The organism is Alkalinema sp. FACHB-956 (assembly GCF_014697025.1).
Lineage (GTDB): Bacteria > Cyanobacteriota > Cyanobacteriia > Leptolyngbyales > Leptolyngbyaceae > Alkalinema.
Window position 1 is genome coordinate 1 of record NZ_JACJRC010000020.1, and the last position, 15,342, is coordinate 15,342.

The following is a 15,342-nucleotide window of genomic DNA, read 5'->3' on the forward strand; positions in this document are numbered from 1 at the left end:
CGCGGATCACCAAAGACCGTATTGCGGTCTTTGGTTTGCTCAGCACGAATTAAAATCGGGTTATTCATAGAAAATAGCGCTTTCATAGCTTTTTCCTAGTTTATTCCGACTTGTGTGTACACGGTAGCCCAACTTGGGAGAGGGACTTGGAATCCGTTGCATGAGGGATGCCCTTCATCCCCCAGAGAGACTACGACGACTGCGCCACATCGATCGCCGCTGAAACTTTGGTTTTCCGGGCACTCGATCGGGTAGCTTTCTTGGCGGGGGCAGCGGGTAAGGGCGTCACTTCCATCGCCTCGGAAATCGGATTGCGAGCTTTAATCAAGTCGATCGCCCGCGTCACACTTTCCGGGAAAATCACCACCAAACCATGATCTGGCGCATGGTCGAGGGCGTAGTTAATCGCCTCGGTTTCATTCAGGCGGATTTCATAGGGTGGCGTTTTTTCCGTGACCTGCTGAATGCCCTGCACCAGTAACTCAGCCACTTCGCCTGGAGCGCGACCGCGTTTGTCGTCATCCTCCTTAATAATCAATTGCCCAAAAATCGTCGCCGACAGTTTACCCAGCGCCTGCAAATCCTCATTGCGGCGATCGCCGGGGCCACCCACCACGCCCAGCGTGGGGCCTGTCCAATTGGCGACGAATCCGCCCACCGCTTCATAGCCCGCTGGATTGTGGGCATAGTCCACCAGCACATGGTAGCGGCCTAGATTAAAGAGATTCATGCGACCGGGGGTTTGCTGCTCCGAAGCTCGGAAGCTGCGCAAGGCCGACTGAATCACCTTAATTTCCACGCCCTGCACGAAGGCTGACAAACTAGCGGCCAAGGCATTGGCAATCATAAACGGAGCTCGCCCACCCATGGTTAACGGCACCCGATCGGCCTTTTCGATACGGTAGATCCAATCCTGTTGCAAGATCGACAGATAGCCATCTTCGTAAACCGCTGCAATGCCGCCATTTTGCAGGTGCGATCGCAGCAGCTCATTGTCCGGATTCATGGAGAAATAAGCCACCTTCGATTTGACCTGATCGGCCATGGCAGACACCCAAGGATCATCCGCATTCAGAACCGCATAACCATCGGGATGGGTCGCCTCTGCAACAACCGCTTTCAGTCTGGCCAAGTCTTCAATCGTATCAATGTCCCCAATACCGAGGTGATCCTCCGCCACATTCAGCACCACGCCCACATCACAATGCTGGAACGCGAGACCCGATCGTAAAATGCCACCCCGTGCCGTCTCCAATACGGCCATCTCCACCGTTGGATCGCGCAGAATTACCTGCGCACTGTAGGGCCCCGTGGTGTCTCCTTTCTCAATCAGGTGATTGTTAATGTAAATCCCATCGGTGGTCGTAAAACCAACGGTTCCATACACCTGACGGAAAATGTGGGCAATCAGTCGTGTGGTCGTCGTTTTACCATTCGTCCCCGTCACAGAAATAATGGGAATGCGCGTTGGGGTTCCCGCTGGAAACAACATGTCCAGAATCGGCGCGGCCACATTGCGGGGAATCCCCTGACTCGGCGCTAGGTGCATGCGCAAGCCCGGAGCCGCATTGACTTCCACCACCACCCCGTTGGCATCCCGCAGGGGACGGCTAATATCGGTCGTGACGACATCAATCCCCGCCACATCCAAACCGATCAACCGTGAAACCCGTTCCGCCAGCCAAATGGTTTCTGGGTGAATGTCATCGGTGCGATCGATGGCAATGCCCCCAGTGCTCAAATTCGCTGTTGCCCGCAAATAGCAGACCTCACCCTCCGACAAGACCGAATCTAAATCACAGCATTGCCGCTGCAACATTTCCGCAGTCGTTTGATCAAGGGCCAGTTCTGTGAGTAAGTTCTCATGACCGCGTCCCCGCCGGGGATCTTCATTTTCCCGCCGCACCAATTCCGCAACGCTATCTCGGCCATTGCCCACAACATGGGCCGGAACCCGCTCTGCCACCGCCACAACTTTGTGGTTCACCACCAAAATTCGGAAGTCATGGCCTTCGTAGTAATGCTCGACGATAATCCCCTTAGAGACTTCCCGCGCTTTTTCGTAGGCCGTTTCCGCCTCATCCCAATTGCGGATGTCTAGGGTGATGCCTCGCCCGTGATTGCCATCCAGTGGTTTGAGGACGATCGGATATCCCCCTAGGGTATCGATCGCGCTTTCCAATTCCTCTAAATCGTAGATAACTAATCCCTTGGGCACCGGGATGCCTGCGTTATCCAACACCTGCTTCGTACTTTCCTTGTCAGAAGCCAACTCCACGGCCAGGACGTTGCTTAGGCTGGTCAGTGAGGCTTGTACCCGCTGTTGATACTTCCCATGGCCAAATTGCAGCAGATCCCTGGCTCCCACGGCTTGCCAAGGAATGCCCCGCAGTTCCGCTTCCCGCACGAGGGCTTCCGTACTGGGGCCGAGGGAGGCAGCGAGCTTAAACTCTCGCAAATCCTGCAAATCCTTATCCAGTTCGGATTGGGGATAGCGTCCGGTTTCAATGATACTGTCACAGAGGCGCACCGCTGCCCTTGCTGCGTAGCGTCCTGCCCGCTCATTTTCGTACTGGAACACCACTTGGTAGACACCCGGGGTTGCGGTTTCCCGAGTTCGGCCAAAGCCCACCGGCATCCCTGCCAAGGTTTGCAATTCCAGCGCTACATGTTCCACGACGTGTCCCATCATGGTGCCCTGGCGCACCCGACTCAAAAAGCCCCCTCGACAACCGGGTGAACAGAAATGGTCGTCCAGGCTCGGCAATGCTTTGACCAGTCCATCATAAAACCCAGGAATATCATCCGATGCCCGATCGGCTAGGTCTTCTAAGTCTAGACGAACCACGATTAGCTGACCGTGGCGAATACTCCAATAGTTGGGGCCACGGAGGGTTTGAGTTTTGAGGATTTTCATAACATTTCTAGAGACACGGCACTCGTCTGGAACGAAGTGAGAACAACCCGCTCAAGTCAAAATTAGACCTAAGCTCAAGCACAACTCAAGTACACAACTTCAGTAGACCACTCAAGTTCAGTAGACCACTCAAGTTCAGTAGACCACTCAAGGGCACGACTCAAGCACGACACGATTGTGAAAGTCATATCGATCGCCTGCTGTTAGCACATGTAACTTTAGATTGTGCAAACTGAGCGGAGAGATCTCACTTGCAACTGAATAATTTGTCCTAACGGAATCACCGGGATCAACCACCGTGATGGTGCCTTTGCCTAACACTTGAAACGTTCCCTGCCCATCCAAAGCCGCGCAGGTATCTTCGTCAATGCCAATCCCCACGAGGTCGGGAAAGGCCGCCACCGCACTTAACAAACGCGCCATGCGATTGCGATTGTGAAAATGTTGATCGACCAGCAACTCTGGCAGCACGGCGAGCCCCTCCGAGAGATCGACTAACGATCGATTGGGGGACTCTCCGCTGCTGCCGCCTGCAATCATTTTTTCGCCCATCATGGCAGCTCCGGCACTGGTTCCGGCCAGCACCAACTTGCCCAAATAGACATTGGCTTTAATCATTTCAATGAAATGACTGTTGCCGATCAAGTTGCAGAGACGAATTTGATCCCCTCCGGTCACAAATACGCCGGTGCATTGAGCCAAGAGATCGAGCCACCGCAGTTCATCGCATTCCTGGGGATGGCGAATATCCAGAATTTCCACCCGTTTAGCGCCCATACCAGTAAACAGTTGGAAATAGCGATCGCCAACAATGGTTGGTTCTCGGGAAGCACAGGGTACAACACCAATGACCGCATCCTCTCCACCTGCGCTGGCAACAAACGCATTGAGAATTTTGCAATCATTGACCTTATCTTCCGCGCCCCCAATCACCATGACTGGGTACTGGTAAGGAATCATCATAAACTTTTGCACTAACCCTGGCTCTAGTTCCAATATAAACGCCTATCCTAAACTGGCTGATGCCCAACAGAACAAACTTAGCCGGTAAATTATCAAGAAACCGTAACATTGTTCTGTATGCGATGTGACGATTTGTCGAAACTAGAGGATCACAATGATCAGCGGGAATCCGATGAGTGAATAAGACGAGTGACTGAGATGAGTGACTGAAATAAGTGACTGAAATAAGTGACTGAGTGACTGAGATGCGCTAGAAGAAGACAGGTTGTAATATCCGGGTTACAAGGTCAACTGCTTCAATCTAGTGGTGTTTCGTTAGTCTAGATTGGCTAAGGGTAGACTTTCTTCAGATTTAACGAAAAATTAACCTGAAAAATTCACTTTCAGCAATGAATTACCCATCATTGATCTCAAGCAATCCATTGCCAACCATGAATTACCCTAACCATTCTACGTTGGCATTGTTTTTACAGTGACATTAGTTTCTACAAGAGGTTGTTTCTACAAGAGATTGTTTCTACAGGAGCAATTGGCATAGCTTTACACCGATACCGCTTGTCCAGAGCCATACTGACCTTGTAAGCGATGGAGTTGCTGAACCAACAGACTGAGGAATAATCCCACATCGGTGACCACGCCCGTGGACTCGATCGAACCCCGATCGCTCAACTTAGTCACTACCGCCGGATTAATATCGACGCACACCATCTTGACGCCCGAGGGGGTCATATTTCCAACCCCGATCGAATGCAACATACTGGACAGCATGAGAATCATATCCGCCCCGTCAATCAAGCGGGCATAATCCGCCTGAGCCGTGAGCAAATCCATTTGGGTATCGGGCAGGGGGCCGTCATCGCGAATGGAACCGGCTAAGGCAAAGGGAACGTTATTTTTAACACATTCGTACATGATGCCGCTGGTCAAAATCCCTTGGTCAACAGCCTGGGCAATGCTACCGCAGCGCCGGATGGCATTGATGACCTTCAGGTGATGGCGATGCCCCCCATGGACGGAAACGCCCCGTTTCATATCCATCCCCAGGGAAGTGCCCAGCATGGATTGTTCCATGTCATGCACCGCGATCGCGTTGCCGCCCAGCAGCGCATGCACGTAGCCCTCACGAATCAGTTGGGAGAGGTGTTCACTGCCGCCGGTATGAATCACCACTGGGCCAGCGGTCACGACGACTTTGCCACCGCGATCGCGAATCCGCCGTAGATCCCAGGCAATTTGTTCCACCACCAGTTCCACGCGCCGCTCGCTGGAAACCCCCGCACCCATGAAGCTAAATTCTTCGGTTTTACTGGATTTGAGGGAGCTTTCATTGCGCAGGGTGCGAATGCCTTCGCTTCCCACCACCACGGATTCCCCCAGTTGCAGATCCCGCAGAATTTTACACCGGGCGATCGGGCCTTCTGCGGTTTGGGTGATGGCGATCGCGCCATCCATCCGTTGTCCTTGGACTTTCACCCATTGGTCTTGAATGCGGACTTCCGTAGGATAAATGGTCGTGACGTAGAAATCATCCGGTGCCACCCCCGCTTTTTCCACGGGTTCCAACGTCGCATTACTGGCTTGCTGCGGCGGACTCATCGCCCCCAGATCAATCAGTTGCCCCATGATATCAGCCATGACGCTGGCATCGGGCGCAGAGACTCTGACTTCGGCACGGGACTGATCCTGCCGCTGTTCCCCTAGATCAAAGTTCAAGACCTGGAAGCTGCCGCCGTTGGCCAAGATCGTATCCAGGGCACGGCTGACCAAGCCGGAGTCGAGTAAATGGCCTTCTAGGCGGATCACCCGGCTTTGTAGGGGTGACCCGTTGGGAGCAGCATGGCGGGGTTCCGTAACCTTGAGGGTCAGGCACTTGGCTGCACCGCCTGCTTTGAGAAATTCCGTTAGGGGCGTTTCAATCACCGTGAAGCCCCGATCGTTGAGCTGTTGCTTCAGCCCATCGCTGGCCTGATTCATCACGATAATTCGTTCCACCTGGCCGTCCTGGGAACGATCAATATTGACAGCATTACAGGCGAAATTCACCGCATCCACTTCATCGATGGCAATGCGTTTTTCAGCGGGAACCCGTAACTCAATCAGGCGATTGGAATAGGTATCAAACGCTTCAGGATAGTAGAGCAGATAGCCATCGGTCAGGGGACAAAAACAGGTGTCCAAATGGTAAAACCGCCGATCGACCAACCGGAGAGACAACACTTCCACATCAAGCCATTTGGCTAAATAGGGATGGGCGTCTAGTTCCGATCGAAAGCCATAGCCAGCCCACAACCAGCCACCAGCCCGATCGAAGAGGGCATCTCCCGCCCCTTCAAAGGGCAAGCTTTTCGGCAAAGTGTGCACCTGAAAGCCATTTTCCGCAAACCAATTTTGGAAATAGGGTTCTTCCCCCTGCCGTTCAGGATGGAAAAAACGGCTCAACACAGCCACATCTCCCAACACCAAGCCAGCATTGGCCGTAAACACCATATCTGGCCAGCCTTGTTGGGGGGGCACCAGATCCACAGTGGCGTAGGTTTTCAATACTTGGTAGAGCTTATTCCATTGCTCTTCGGCCAAGTCTCGGGACGATCGATGAACATTCCCTTCCATCCAAGGGTTGATCACATAGTCCACATCATAGTGGTGCGGTGCACACATCAAAATCCGCACGGGTTGAGTCATGTCGTCTTCCTGAAACGTCTGTCAACAATAAAAAGCAAAACCTGCTGAAATCAGTTGAAATCAAGCGTTTGCTACCCTTTTAAAAGCCACCATTCAACCAAAATACGCCAAGGCTTTCAGGGTCTTTTCAAACTCTTAATTATTTATTAAAAGGTATAGTATTGAAACAAATTCCAACGCAGAATCGAGCCTGTTTTTCGTTAGAATTCATTGTTTCTCAGCATACATAATTTCATTGGCATAATGGGTTGACTGCACCATTAATTTTGGCGCATTCGCAGAAATGTCATGAATCCATGAACTTCATTTTGCAAGAACGACTTATCTGGAGGAGGCCGGTCTAACCCAATTTTCTCCGTTTGGAACAACTCTCTCAATCCTCCTTCAAGCAATTGAATCCCCTTGTTTACCCGCTAGATGCAGGCCCGTTCTAAGTCTGTTCCAACGATCGCACTATCCCTAGGTCTAACGCCGTTTTACGAGTTGTCCTAACCCTGTGACTAGAGCAGATAGGCGAAATGACGAGCGTCCCGAACCGATCAGCGGATAAGGTTAGCCAATCATAAAGATAAGTTTGACCAATCTCGATAAAACTCAAATTTTTCCAAAAAGATCAATTTCCTATAGCAATCTTCCCCCTGAATAGCTGATACTAATAGTGCTAGTTCACTCACCTTAATTAGTACTGTCTTTGCAAAATACCAAACGGTATCACTAGCAAACATTTAGTCAAATGAAAATGGTAAATGTCCTAAACTTTGACCCATTTTGATTTGAAACAGTCAAATTACTTGACTTGAATACTCAGAGGACAATCATGTATACCTTGCGCCTGTACTCGATCGACGATTTACAGAATGAAGTTCGATCGCTGGTTGACCGTGGCTTAGTTGGACGCCAACACTATATCTACGAACTGATCAAGCATTTCAGTGATCAGGAATGGCCCAATGTTGAGCGCGTTTTGGAAGATAACGATTACCTACTGCGCGATCGCGTCATTGATCTCTTGGGCAAAGAAGCTTGGTTGAGCGATTAGAACTGAGCACTTTAATAGTGGGCGAACTCGTGTTCGGCAAACTCGTGTTCGGCAGACTAACGCTGGACAAGCTAGTGCTGGGCAAACTCGTTCTCAAAAAACTGGCGTTGGATAACCAACCTGGATCCCCATGCTCTGCAGCGGAAATCGAAACGAGCGCGATCCCCATCAGGCCACCCTCTAACTAAGTAGACCTTATACGCCCCCTACGAGGTCGGCTTAGGATCAGGTTTTTCGACGTTGGCTTCGCCAATGGAATAATCGATTGACTTCGGGTCGTCGATTCTTTGAGATGCCTTACGCACCTCTAAACCAATCACTTGCCCATCTTCGTCATAGTCCAGAATTAACCCTGGTGCAATTTGTGCTGTCTCATCGATCGGGCTATCAATGAAAGAAATTTGCAAAATATCCTGTTGGGGATCGTAAACCACTTTCATTCAATCGCTGCCCTCAGTCGTCTTCCCCCTGGCAGACTTCCCAGAACAGGGTTTGCCAGGGATTGAATGACTGTAATTGTAAAGAGCAATACTTATCAAAACTGCATCATCCGTCACAAAATGCAGAAATGGATCGGATTACGGTTAAGGCAATTCCTAATCCCATCTGCCCTCAAACCTTGCCCGTCCTCCAGTCATTTGGTTTTGTCCAGAAGGTTCTGGACTGTTTTCTACTGCGGGATTAGACGATTTCGCTATTTTCTATGTTTGATGCTGATTTGCCTTCATCCAAGGATAATGTGTCTAAGGATATCGTGTCCAAAGATGACGTGTCCGAGGATAATCGTCCGTTGATTGGTCAGTTGGCTGATCAGCAGGTAACGGGTTCTACTAGGTTCCGTCAGTCCATGATTCAACAGTCTATGATTCAACCAATCGGCCTGTATGCCCTGTCTGGATTGGCGGTGGAGGGCGATCGGCTATTGGCGGTCGATCGGGTGCGCGGTTATCTGGTACAGGTCGATCCCCGCAACGACAATACGACCATTTTGAATCCCCACCACGCCCAGGAATGGATCAATACAGCGGGTTTGGCGATTGCTTCGGGAGTGGCTTGGTTTGGTAAACGGCGGTGGGTTGTGCAGTGCGATTTGCAGACCTTCAAGCAGACGGGTTGGGTTGAGCTGCCCTACGATGTCGATGGGGTGGCGGTTTGGGATGGCCTCGTTTACGTCACCTGCCAAAAATCGGGATATATCCATGTTTTTGATGAAACAACCCAGCAGTTGTTAACAAAATTTGCCCAACCCGGTATTGGGGTCGCCAATCTGGTGGCGACGGCGGATGCGCTGTGGGTCTGCGATCGGGAGGAGCAAACGGTGTTTTGCCTCGATCGGGCCACGGGGGAATTGCGCTGGAGTGCTTTGACACCCTATAAATCGCCTACAGCGATCGCCCTCTACCCTGCGGATCCGGATCCGATTTGTTACGTGGCCTACGTCGAGGAAGAACCCTACGTGCGGGATGATCCCAACGCGCGTTTTCCCTATCAACTGACCTTTCGCGATCGCACTTGGATTCATGCCTTGCAAGTGGCCCACAATTGGCAGGACCATTACACCCTCTCCAATGGCTACTTGGTAGAACTGTCCTATGTCGAAGAGTTGCAGCCGTTGGATGCGTTAACGCTGAATCAAGTGGAGTGGCGGATTGCCTTACCCTCGGAAACGGTGCGGCAACGGGTACGCCAAGTGGAACCGATCGGCCATCCCTTTACGATCGAAGAGGTGGATGGACAAAAATTTGCGGTGTTCAAGTTTGACCAACTCCAGCCCTATCAAAATGGTTTGCTGGGGTGGAAGGCATTGGTGGAACTCTACAGTTTCAAGTCCTACCTCACGCCCGATGATGTAGAAATTCACACTAGGAAACGTATTCCGAAAGCACTAAAGGAACAGTATTTAGTAGACAACGATGAATTAGCGATGGATACGCCGACGATTCAGCAAGCAGCTCAGGAAGCAGTCGGAACGGAAACGAATATTTTACGCAAGATGCTAAAAATTCGGAATTATGTTTACGATCGTTTAAGCTATGGCATTCAACCAAAAATTGATACGCCGGATATTGCTTTAGATCGAGGAATTGCGTCCTGTGGGGAATACGTGGGTGTCCTGCTGGCCTTAGCACGGCTGAATGGTATTGCCTGTCGCACGGTGGGACGGTATAAATGTCCCCCCCATCCCGATCGCCGCAACCTTCCCCTAGAGCCAGATTTTAACCATGTGTGGTTGGAATTTTATGTGCCCGGTGTGGGTTGGTTACCCATGGAATCCAACGTGGATGATGTCATCGATCGGGGACCCTATCCAACGCGCTTTTTTATGGGGTTAGCGTGGTACCATGCTGAGCTGGGGAAAGGGGTACGATTTGAGAAAATGACCGCTGAGAATTTACCCGAGAATTTTGCTTTAGGTGATTTAGCGTTGAACCACATTCGGTTTACGATTATCGATGAACTATCACCCACAGCATAAACGGAAGGATTCATTTAGCGATGACGAATGGTTATTCATTAATGATTCACGGCGGCGCAGGGGCGTTGGAGGATCTGAAATACGAAGCGACAGAAGCGGAGTTTCGTAGCAGTGTTTTAGAGATTTTAGGAGCGGGGCGATCACGGCTGGCACGGGGCGATCGGGCGTTGGATGTGGTGGAATATTGCGTCACGCTCCTGGAAGATAATCCCCTCTACAACGCGGGGCGAGGATCGGTTTTAAATGCCCAAGGCCAAGTGGAAATGGATGCGGCCTTGATGGATGGCCAGGATTTGAAAGCGGGGGGCGTGACCTGTGTAAAAGGGGTGAAGAATCCGATCGCCCTGGCGCGGCAGGTTTTGGAACAGGGGGATCATGTCTTGCTGGCCGCTGAGGGGGCGTTAGAGTTTGCCAAGGCACGGCAGGTGGAACTGTGCGAGGATGCCTATTTCATTACAGCGGCTCGGGTGCAGCAGTTGCAGGAGGCGCAGGCAGCGGGACGGATGACCCTAGACCACGAACGGATTAAACAGAAGCTGGGCACCGTGGGGGCTGTGGCGCGGGACTTGTCGGGAAATTTGGCGGCGGCAACCTCCACGGGCGGTCTGGTGAATAAACGCTGGGGCCGGGTGGGGGATACCCCGATCGTGGGGGCGGGGGTGTTTGCGGAGAATGGAACCTGTGCGGTGTCGGCAACGGGCTATGGGGAGCAGTTTTTACGAACGGTGTTTGCTAAGACGATCGCCGGTTATGTGCAGTTTAAGGGTATGGATGCGGCGGCGGCGGCCCAGGCGGGGATTGATGAGCTGGTGCGGAAGGTGAATGGGGATGGGGGCGCGATCGTGATTGATGCCGCAGGGCGTTGTGGCGCGGCGCAGTCCACTTCCGGATTGATTCACGGCTGGATTGAGTTAGGGGGAGAGGCCGTGTGTAAGTTGGGGTAATGGGTCAGTTGAGGGAATGAGATCGAGCATGGGATTATGAATGTCCGTTACAACGGCAACGGCAATTCTAACTGTGCTTAAGAATTACGTCAATTTAGACCTGTTGATCAGAATTCATGCCAGGATTAAAACACAATGAGCTAATGGTTTAGCGTCATGACGATCGGGCTCGCGATCGGGCTATAAAAGTTGGCCTAGGGCAAGGAGGGGCAAGGCTATGCCACGGACAGTGCGGATGAGTTCTGTTGTCAAGCATCTGGTGAAGCCTCTCCTGGGGTTGGGTCTGACGATCGGGGTGGGGATGTTGGGGGTTGTGGGCACTGTGAGCAATGCGGAGGCATCCCAGGAGTTAAGAGGTGCCAAAATTAGTTCATTGCGTTGTTTCCCAAATACCAATACCTGCACACTGACGATTAATAAAGATCATCAAACTGCGCCAGGGACTAGAGCCTGTGTCAAGCGCACCTTTGCCTGGAATAAGAAATCTAGCCCCATTGTGTTAGATCGGGTCAATGTAGCCTACTATCGGCGGAGATCGGTCAAGCTACGATATTCCGATAGACAGTGCTATGACGCACGGCGCGATGGCGGTCGGATCTATGGCAAGTTTTACATGCTGTTAGAAGATCTTTGGCTGCAATAGGAACGATCTTGGGCGGCTGGGGGGTGGCTCTGGAGGTAGGGTTGGAGCCATTGGCAGCCTTGGGCCAGCAGGGCGGGCAGATCCGTGGGCACTAGGCTGACAACGCCGTCCGGGGTGGCGAGGGCGATTTGCTGGCCGTTGGGGCTGAAGGCGAAGCTGCTAATGCCGGAGAGCGTGGTTTGCAGATTCCCCTGAAGATCCCAGAACTGGAGGGTGTCTTTGGACAAGGTGGCGATTTGTTGCCCGTTGGGGCTGAAACTAACGCTACTGATGGCATCTCGCCCTTGCAGGATGGCCAGCAGTTGGCCTTCAGTGTTCCAGAGGCGAGTTGTGGCATCGTCGGACGCGGTGGCAATGATCTTTCCATCGGGGCTGAAACGGATGCTGGTGACGACATCCCGATGCCCTTGCAGGATTGTTAGCAATTTGCCTTGGGAATCCCAGAGGCGAACGGTTTTGTCGTCGGATGCGGTGGCGATCGTTTGGCCATCGGGACTAAAACTTACTTGATTCACCTTATCCCTGTGGCTCAGGAGGGTGGCCAAGGGTTTGCCCTCGATGTCCCAAAGCCGCACAGCATTGTCATCAGAAGTGGTGGCGATCGTGTGGCCATCGGGACTGACATAGATGCCATTGACCCCATCAATGATTGAAAGACGTTTGAGAGGTGTACCTTGCTGATTCCAGAATTGCATTGTTCCATCTACATTTTTCGTGATGATAAGTTGATCAGTCTTCTTTGGAGAACTTTGCGGAAGGCTGAGGCTAGCAAAATTATTCACAGACAGACTCATCACCGGATTGGGATTGGCTGAATCTGGCTGATTGAGCGGTACGATCGACGACTTCTGCTGGGGCTTCCAAAGTTGGACAAGGCCGTTATCTGCCACCATGCCGACCTGCTGGCCATCGGGGCTAAACCACAGGGACGAAACCGAGCCGTCTAACTGGATCTGGGAACTTGCTGCCCGGATTCCCAAGGCCCACAGTTGCAGGGTATTCTGATCCGCTAGTATGGCGAGTTGTCGCCCATCGGGACTGATGCCTAGGAAGGTGCTGTTGGGTGTTGGGGGGATTGGGGTAAGGCTTTGTTGTTTTTTGGGATCCCAGAGTTGAATTTTGCCATCCGTACTGACGATCGCGAGGGTGTTTCCCTGGGGGCTGAAGTGCAGACTGAGGGCAGAATTGAACCCTGATAACTGGGCGGGGGGCTTTTGGGTCTGCCAGTTCCAGAGCTGTAAAAAGCCATCGGTTGTGATTGCAGCCAAGGTTTTGCCATCCGGACTTAGATCAAGACTTGCGATTGGGTGAGAAGTTTTGACTTTAGCGAGGGCTTGCCCCGTTTGGCTGTTCCAGACCTGCACGGTGCCCGCTCCGGTCGCGGTGGCCAAGATTTTGCCGTCTGGGCTGAGGGCAAAGTCCAAAAAATCCTTCACCGATGGAAGTGTAGTGAGTTTACGATCGGTTTTCCAATCCCACACCTCGACTCGGAAGGGCTTAGAAATATCCGGATTGCTCATCAACAGGGCGATCGTGCTTCCCTGGGCGCTAAAGCGAAAATTAGCGGGGGATTGCTGGGAAATCTTCGGCAGAGGAGACATTTGCCCCGTTTGCCAGTTTCCCCGCTGCACTGTGCCATTGTCTAACATCACAACTAGATCTAGCCCATCTATATACAGATCCAAAATTTTGCCTTTGACCGCAAATTGGTTGAGTGGTTTGCCCGTTTGGATCTCACGGATGGCGATCGTGCCATCAGAAAAGGCCAGGGCCACAATTTTCCAGTCCGAACTGAGATCCAAACTAGTTAACTGGCCAGAGGGGATTTCCAGTTGATTTTGCAACTGGATTTGCATCAGCATTTGTTGCAGGGTGGCTGTGGATTGTTGAATGGCCTGATTTTGTTGATTACCCAGTAACCAACGGAATGGACTATTTTGCACCCGATGGTTCACCGTTTGCCCAGTTTGTAGCGCCTGTTGTAGACCCTCCAGTTTTTGGCCATTGTTAAATTGCTGAAGTGACTGTTGGGATTGCTTGATCAATAGATCCACCTTACTTCGATAAGCATCCACCGTTTGCCAGCCGAAGAGAGCAATGATGGCTGTACCCACAAAGGTTCCTAAGATTAACAGTTGTTTTTTTCTTCGTTGCTTTCGAAGTTGTTCTTGCTCTCTTTTTTCTTTCTCTTTCCGTTCTTGCTCTTGTTTTTCCCGTTCCTTTTTTTCCTGTGCCTTCCGTTGTTTATCTACGTATTGCATCCGCCATTTTAGGATTGCTGTAGCCAAGACATCGTGGAAAATTTCATAGCGCTCCACATCAGGACGATCGGGCAAACAGCCAATCCGACGAATAATCCGTTGCTCCTTCGTCAGTTGATTGAACAAGCGATCGAGATCCCGTGCCTCGCACCCCACCAAATTCGCCAAATCCGCCGTAGAGTAGGCATACTTCGTCCCCGATGGCGTAACCAAATATTGGAAACTCCGCGCCGCAATGTCCTGTTCCTGCACAGACAAATGCTGCAACGTTTGCGCCACATGTTCTTGGACAATTCGATCGATCGCGATCGTGACTCTTTCATCCTCATTCTCAATCGTTGGATCGGCAATGCGAGTCAGCCTATCCAGACTTAAACCATAGGAATGCTCCTGCACCATCTCATCCCACAGACGAGTCATCACCAGTTGCAAATAAGGCGCAAGAATTTGATTCCCCAGCACCGCTTCCAACTTCTCCAGCCCCGCACGGCCCTCCCCCCCGCGCCCCACCCGAGGAATCCCCTGCAAAATCGCATCCACCAAATCCGGCGTAATCGTCACCCGCTGATCCGCATCCACTTTTTGGTTGTACTGCTCGATCGGCAGCACGATCGCCTCACGGGCCGCATCCCGATCCAAATGCTCAATATGCAAACAAATATCCAGAATATTCGGCAGATACCGTCTCAACAAATTCAATTTGGCATAGGCATCTTCCCGCAGCGAAATCAGAAAATTCACCCGCAGATCCGGAGAATTCAACACCTGCGCAATCTCCGCAATCAATCCCCCCTCCGGTTCCGGAGTCGGATGATATTGGAAATACTCCTCAAACTGATCCAAAATAATAAAAAATCGCCCATCCAGATTCTCCCCCCCCAACCGGGCCGTCACCGCTTGCAGCATCTCCAGCAACGAAGTTCCCGGCTCCGGCATTTGCATCGGGAAACCACTGGCCTGCATATCAGCAGCAATTTGTTGCATCAGACTTTGCAGGGGATCTTGCTGCCAAAAGCGCTCCCCCTGCTGGGACGGAAACAGCACCACTGCCAATTTAGGCAACCCATAATCCTCCAGATTTTCCTGGGCTTCTTCCCGCAAAGCATGGATTACCCCAGCCTGCAAAACGGAACTCTTACCCACCCCACTTTCGCCATAGAGCACCGTCAACCGCCACGCCAACAGATTATTCACAATCCGCTGAATATCCCGCGTGCGACCAAAGAAGATATCAGCATCCTTTTCGGTGTAGGGACGCAAGCCCTTGTAGGGAGTCTGGTCGGGAATGGGGCTTACAGTGCTCTCGGCAGGGCTGCTGGGGGATGGGGCATAGGTCAGCGGCGGCACCGATTCACCGATCGCTGGGGGCAAAGCTTGGGGCTTCCTTGAGTCAGATTTCATGACGGTTCACTCCTGC

At 51.8% G+C, this 15,342-nt stretch carries 9 protein-coding genes; 4 read left to right on the top strand and 5 right to left on the bottom strand.

Annotation, left to right across the window (positions count from 1 at the left end; translation table 11 throughout):
* Nucleotides 1-190 precede the first annotated feature (190 nt).
* The 3 genes from cphA to H6G21_RS18445 form a co-directional block, all read right to left on the bottom strand.
* On the bottom strand, nucleotides 191-2,917 hold the full coding sequence (gene cphA, locus H6G21_RS18435) for a cyanophycin synthetase (RefSeq protein ID WP_190574881.1): 2,727 nt from the start codon (nucleotides 2,915-2,917) through the stop codon (nucleotides 191-193).
* Nucleotides 2,918-3,064: 147 nt separating this feature from the next.
* On the bottom strand, nucleotides 3,065-3,880 hold the full coding sequence (locus H6G21_RS18440) for a cyanophycinase (protein ID WP_190574882.1): 816 nt from the start codon (nucleotides 3,878-3,880) through the stop codon (nucleotides 3,065-3,067).
* A gap of 540 nt (nucleotides 3,881-4,420) precedes the next feature.
* On the bottom strand, nucleotides 4,421-6,562 hold the full coding sequence (locus H6G21_RS18445; protein WP_190574883.1) for a TIGR00300 family protein: 2,142 nt from the start codon (nucleotides 6,560-6,562) through the stop codon (nucleotides 4,421-4,423).
* An 817-nt stretch (nucleotides 6,563-7,379) separates the two neighbouring features.
* Here H6G21_RS18445 and H6G21_RS18450 point away from each other — a divergent pair.
* On the top strand, nucleotides 7,380-7,601 hold the full coding sequence (locus tag H6G21_RS18450) for a DUF4327 family protein (RefSeq protein WP_190574884.1): 222 nt from the start codon (nucleotides 7,380-7,382) through the stop codon (nucleotides 7,599-7,601).
* Nucleotides 7,602-7,807: 206 nt separating this feature from the next.
* Here H6G21_RS18450 and H6G21_RS18455 read toward each other — a convergent pair whose 3' ends face one another.
* On the bottom strand, nucleotides 7,808-8,041 hold the full coding sequence (locus H6G21_RS18455; protein WP_190574885.1) for a DUF2283 domain-containing protein: 234 nt from the start codon (nucleotides 8,039-8,041) through the stop codon (nucleotides 7,808-7,810).
* A gap of 407 nt (nucleotides 8,042-8,448) precedes the next feature.
* On the opposite strand from H6G21_RS18455, the gene H6G21_RS18460 reads away from it, so the two are divergent.
* The 3 genes from H6G21_RS18460 (at nucleotide 8,449) to H6G21_RS18470 (ending at nucleotide 11,664) form a co-directional block, all read left to right on the top strand.
* On the top strand, nucleotides 8,449-10,077 hold the full coding sequence (locus H6G21_RS18460) for a transglutaminase domain-containing protein (RefSeq protein WP_190574955.1): 1,629 nt from the start codon (nucleotides 8,449-8,451) through the stop codon (nucleotides 10,075-10,077).
* Between the two features lie 20 nt (nucleotides 10,078-10,097).
* Complete coding sequence (locus H6G21_RS18465; protein ID WP_190574886.1) at nucleotides 10,098-11,021, top strand: isoaspartyl peptidase/L-asparaginase family protein; 924 nt, start codon at nucleotides 10,098-10,100, stop codon at nucleotides 11,019-11,021.
* 217 nt (nucleotides 11,022-11,238) lie between these two features.
* Complete coding sequence (locus H6G21_RS18470) at nucleotides 11,239-11,664, top strand: hypothetical protein (protein WP_190574887.1); 426 nt, start codon at nucleotides 11,239-11,241, stop codon at nucleotides 11,662-11,664.
* Here H6G21_RS18470 and H6G21_RS18475 read toward each other — a convergent pair.
* On the bottom strand, nucleotides 11,631-15,326 hold the full coding sequence (locus H6G21_RS18475; protein WP_190574888.1) for a hypothetical protein: 3,696 nt from the start codon (nucleotides 15,324-15,326) through the stop codon (nucleotides 11,631-11,633). The genes H6G21_RS18470 and H6G21_RS18475 overlap by 34 nt on opposite strands.
* Nucleotides 15,327-15,342 lie beyond the last annotated feature (16 nt).

Excerpts from the sequence above, each read along its gene's own strand:
- cphA (WP_190574881.1), bottom strand. The coding sequence starts at position 2,917 with ATGAAAATCCTCAAAACTCAAACCCTCCGTGGCCCCAACTATTGGAGT.
- H6G21_RS18440 (WP_190574882.1), bottom strand. The coding sequence starts at position 3,880 with ATGATGATTCCTTACCAGTACCCAGTCATGGTGATTGGGGGCGCGGAA.
- H6G21_RS18445 (WP_190574883.1), bottom strand. The coding sequence starts at position 6,562 with ATGACTCAACCCGTGCGGATTTTGATGTGTGCACCGCACCACTATGAT.
- H6G21_RS18450 (WP_190574884.1), top strand. The coding sequence starts at position 7,380 with ATGTATACCTTGCGCCTGTACTCGATCGACGATTTACAGAATGAAGTT.
- H6G21_RS18455 (WP_190574885.1), bottom strand. The coding sequence starts at position 8,041 with ATGAAAGTGGTTTACGATCCCCAACAGGATATTTTGCAAATTTCTTTC.
- H6G21_RS18460 (WP_190574955.1), top strand. The coding sequence starts at position 8,449 with ATGATTCAACAGTCTATGATTCAACCAATCGGCCTGTATGCCCTGTCT.
- H6G21_RS18465 (WP_190574886.1), top strand. The coding sequence starts at position 10,098 with ATGACGAATGGTTATTCATTAATGATTCACGGCGGCGCAGGGGCGTTG.
- H6G21_RS18470 (WP_190574887.1), top strand. The coding sequence starts at position 11,239 with ATGCCACGGACAGTGCGGATGAGTTCTGTTGTCAAGCATCTGGTGAAG.
- H6G21_RS18475 (WP_190574888.1), bottom strand. The coding sequence starts at position 15,326 with ATGAAATCTGACTCAAGGAAGCCCCAAGCTTTGCCCCCAGCGATCGGT.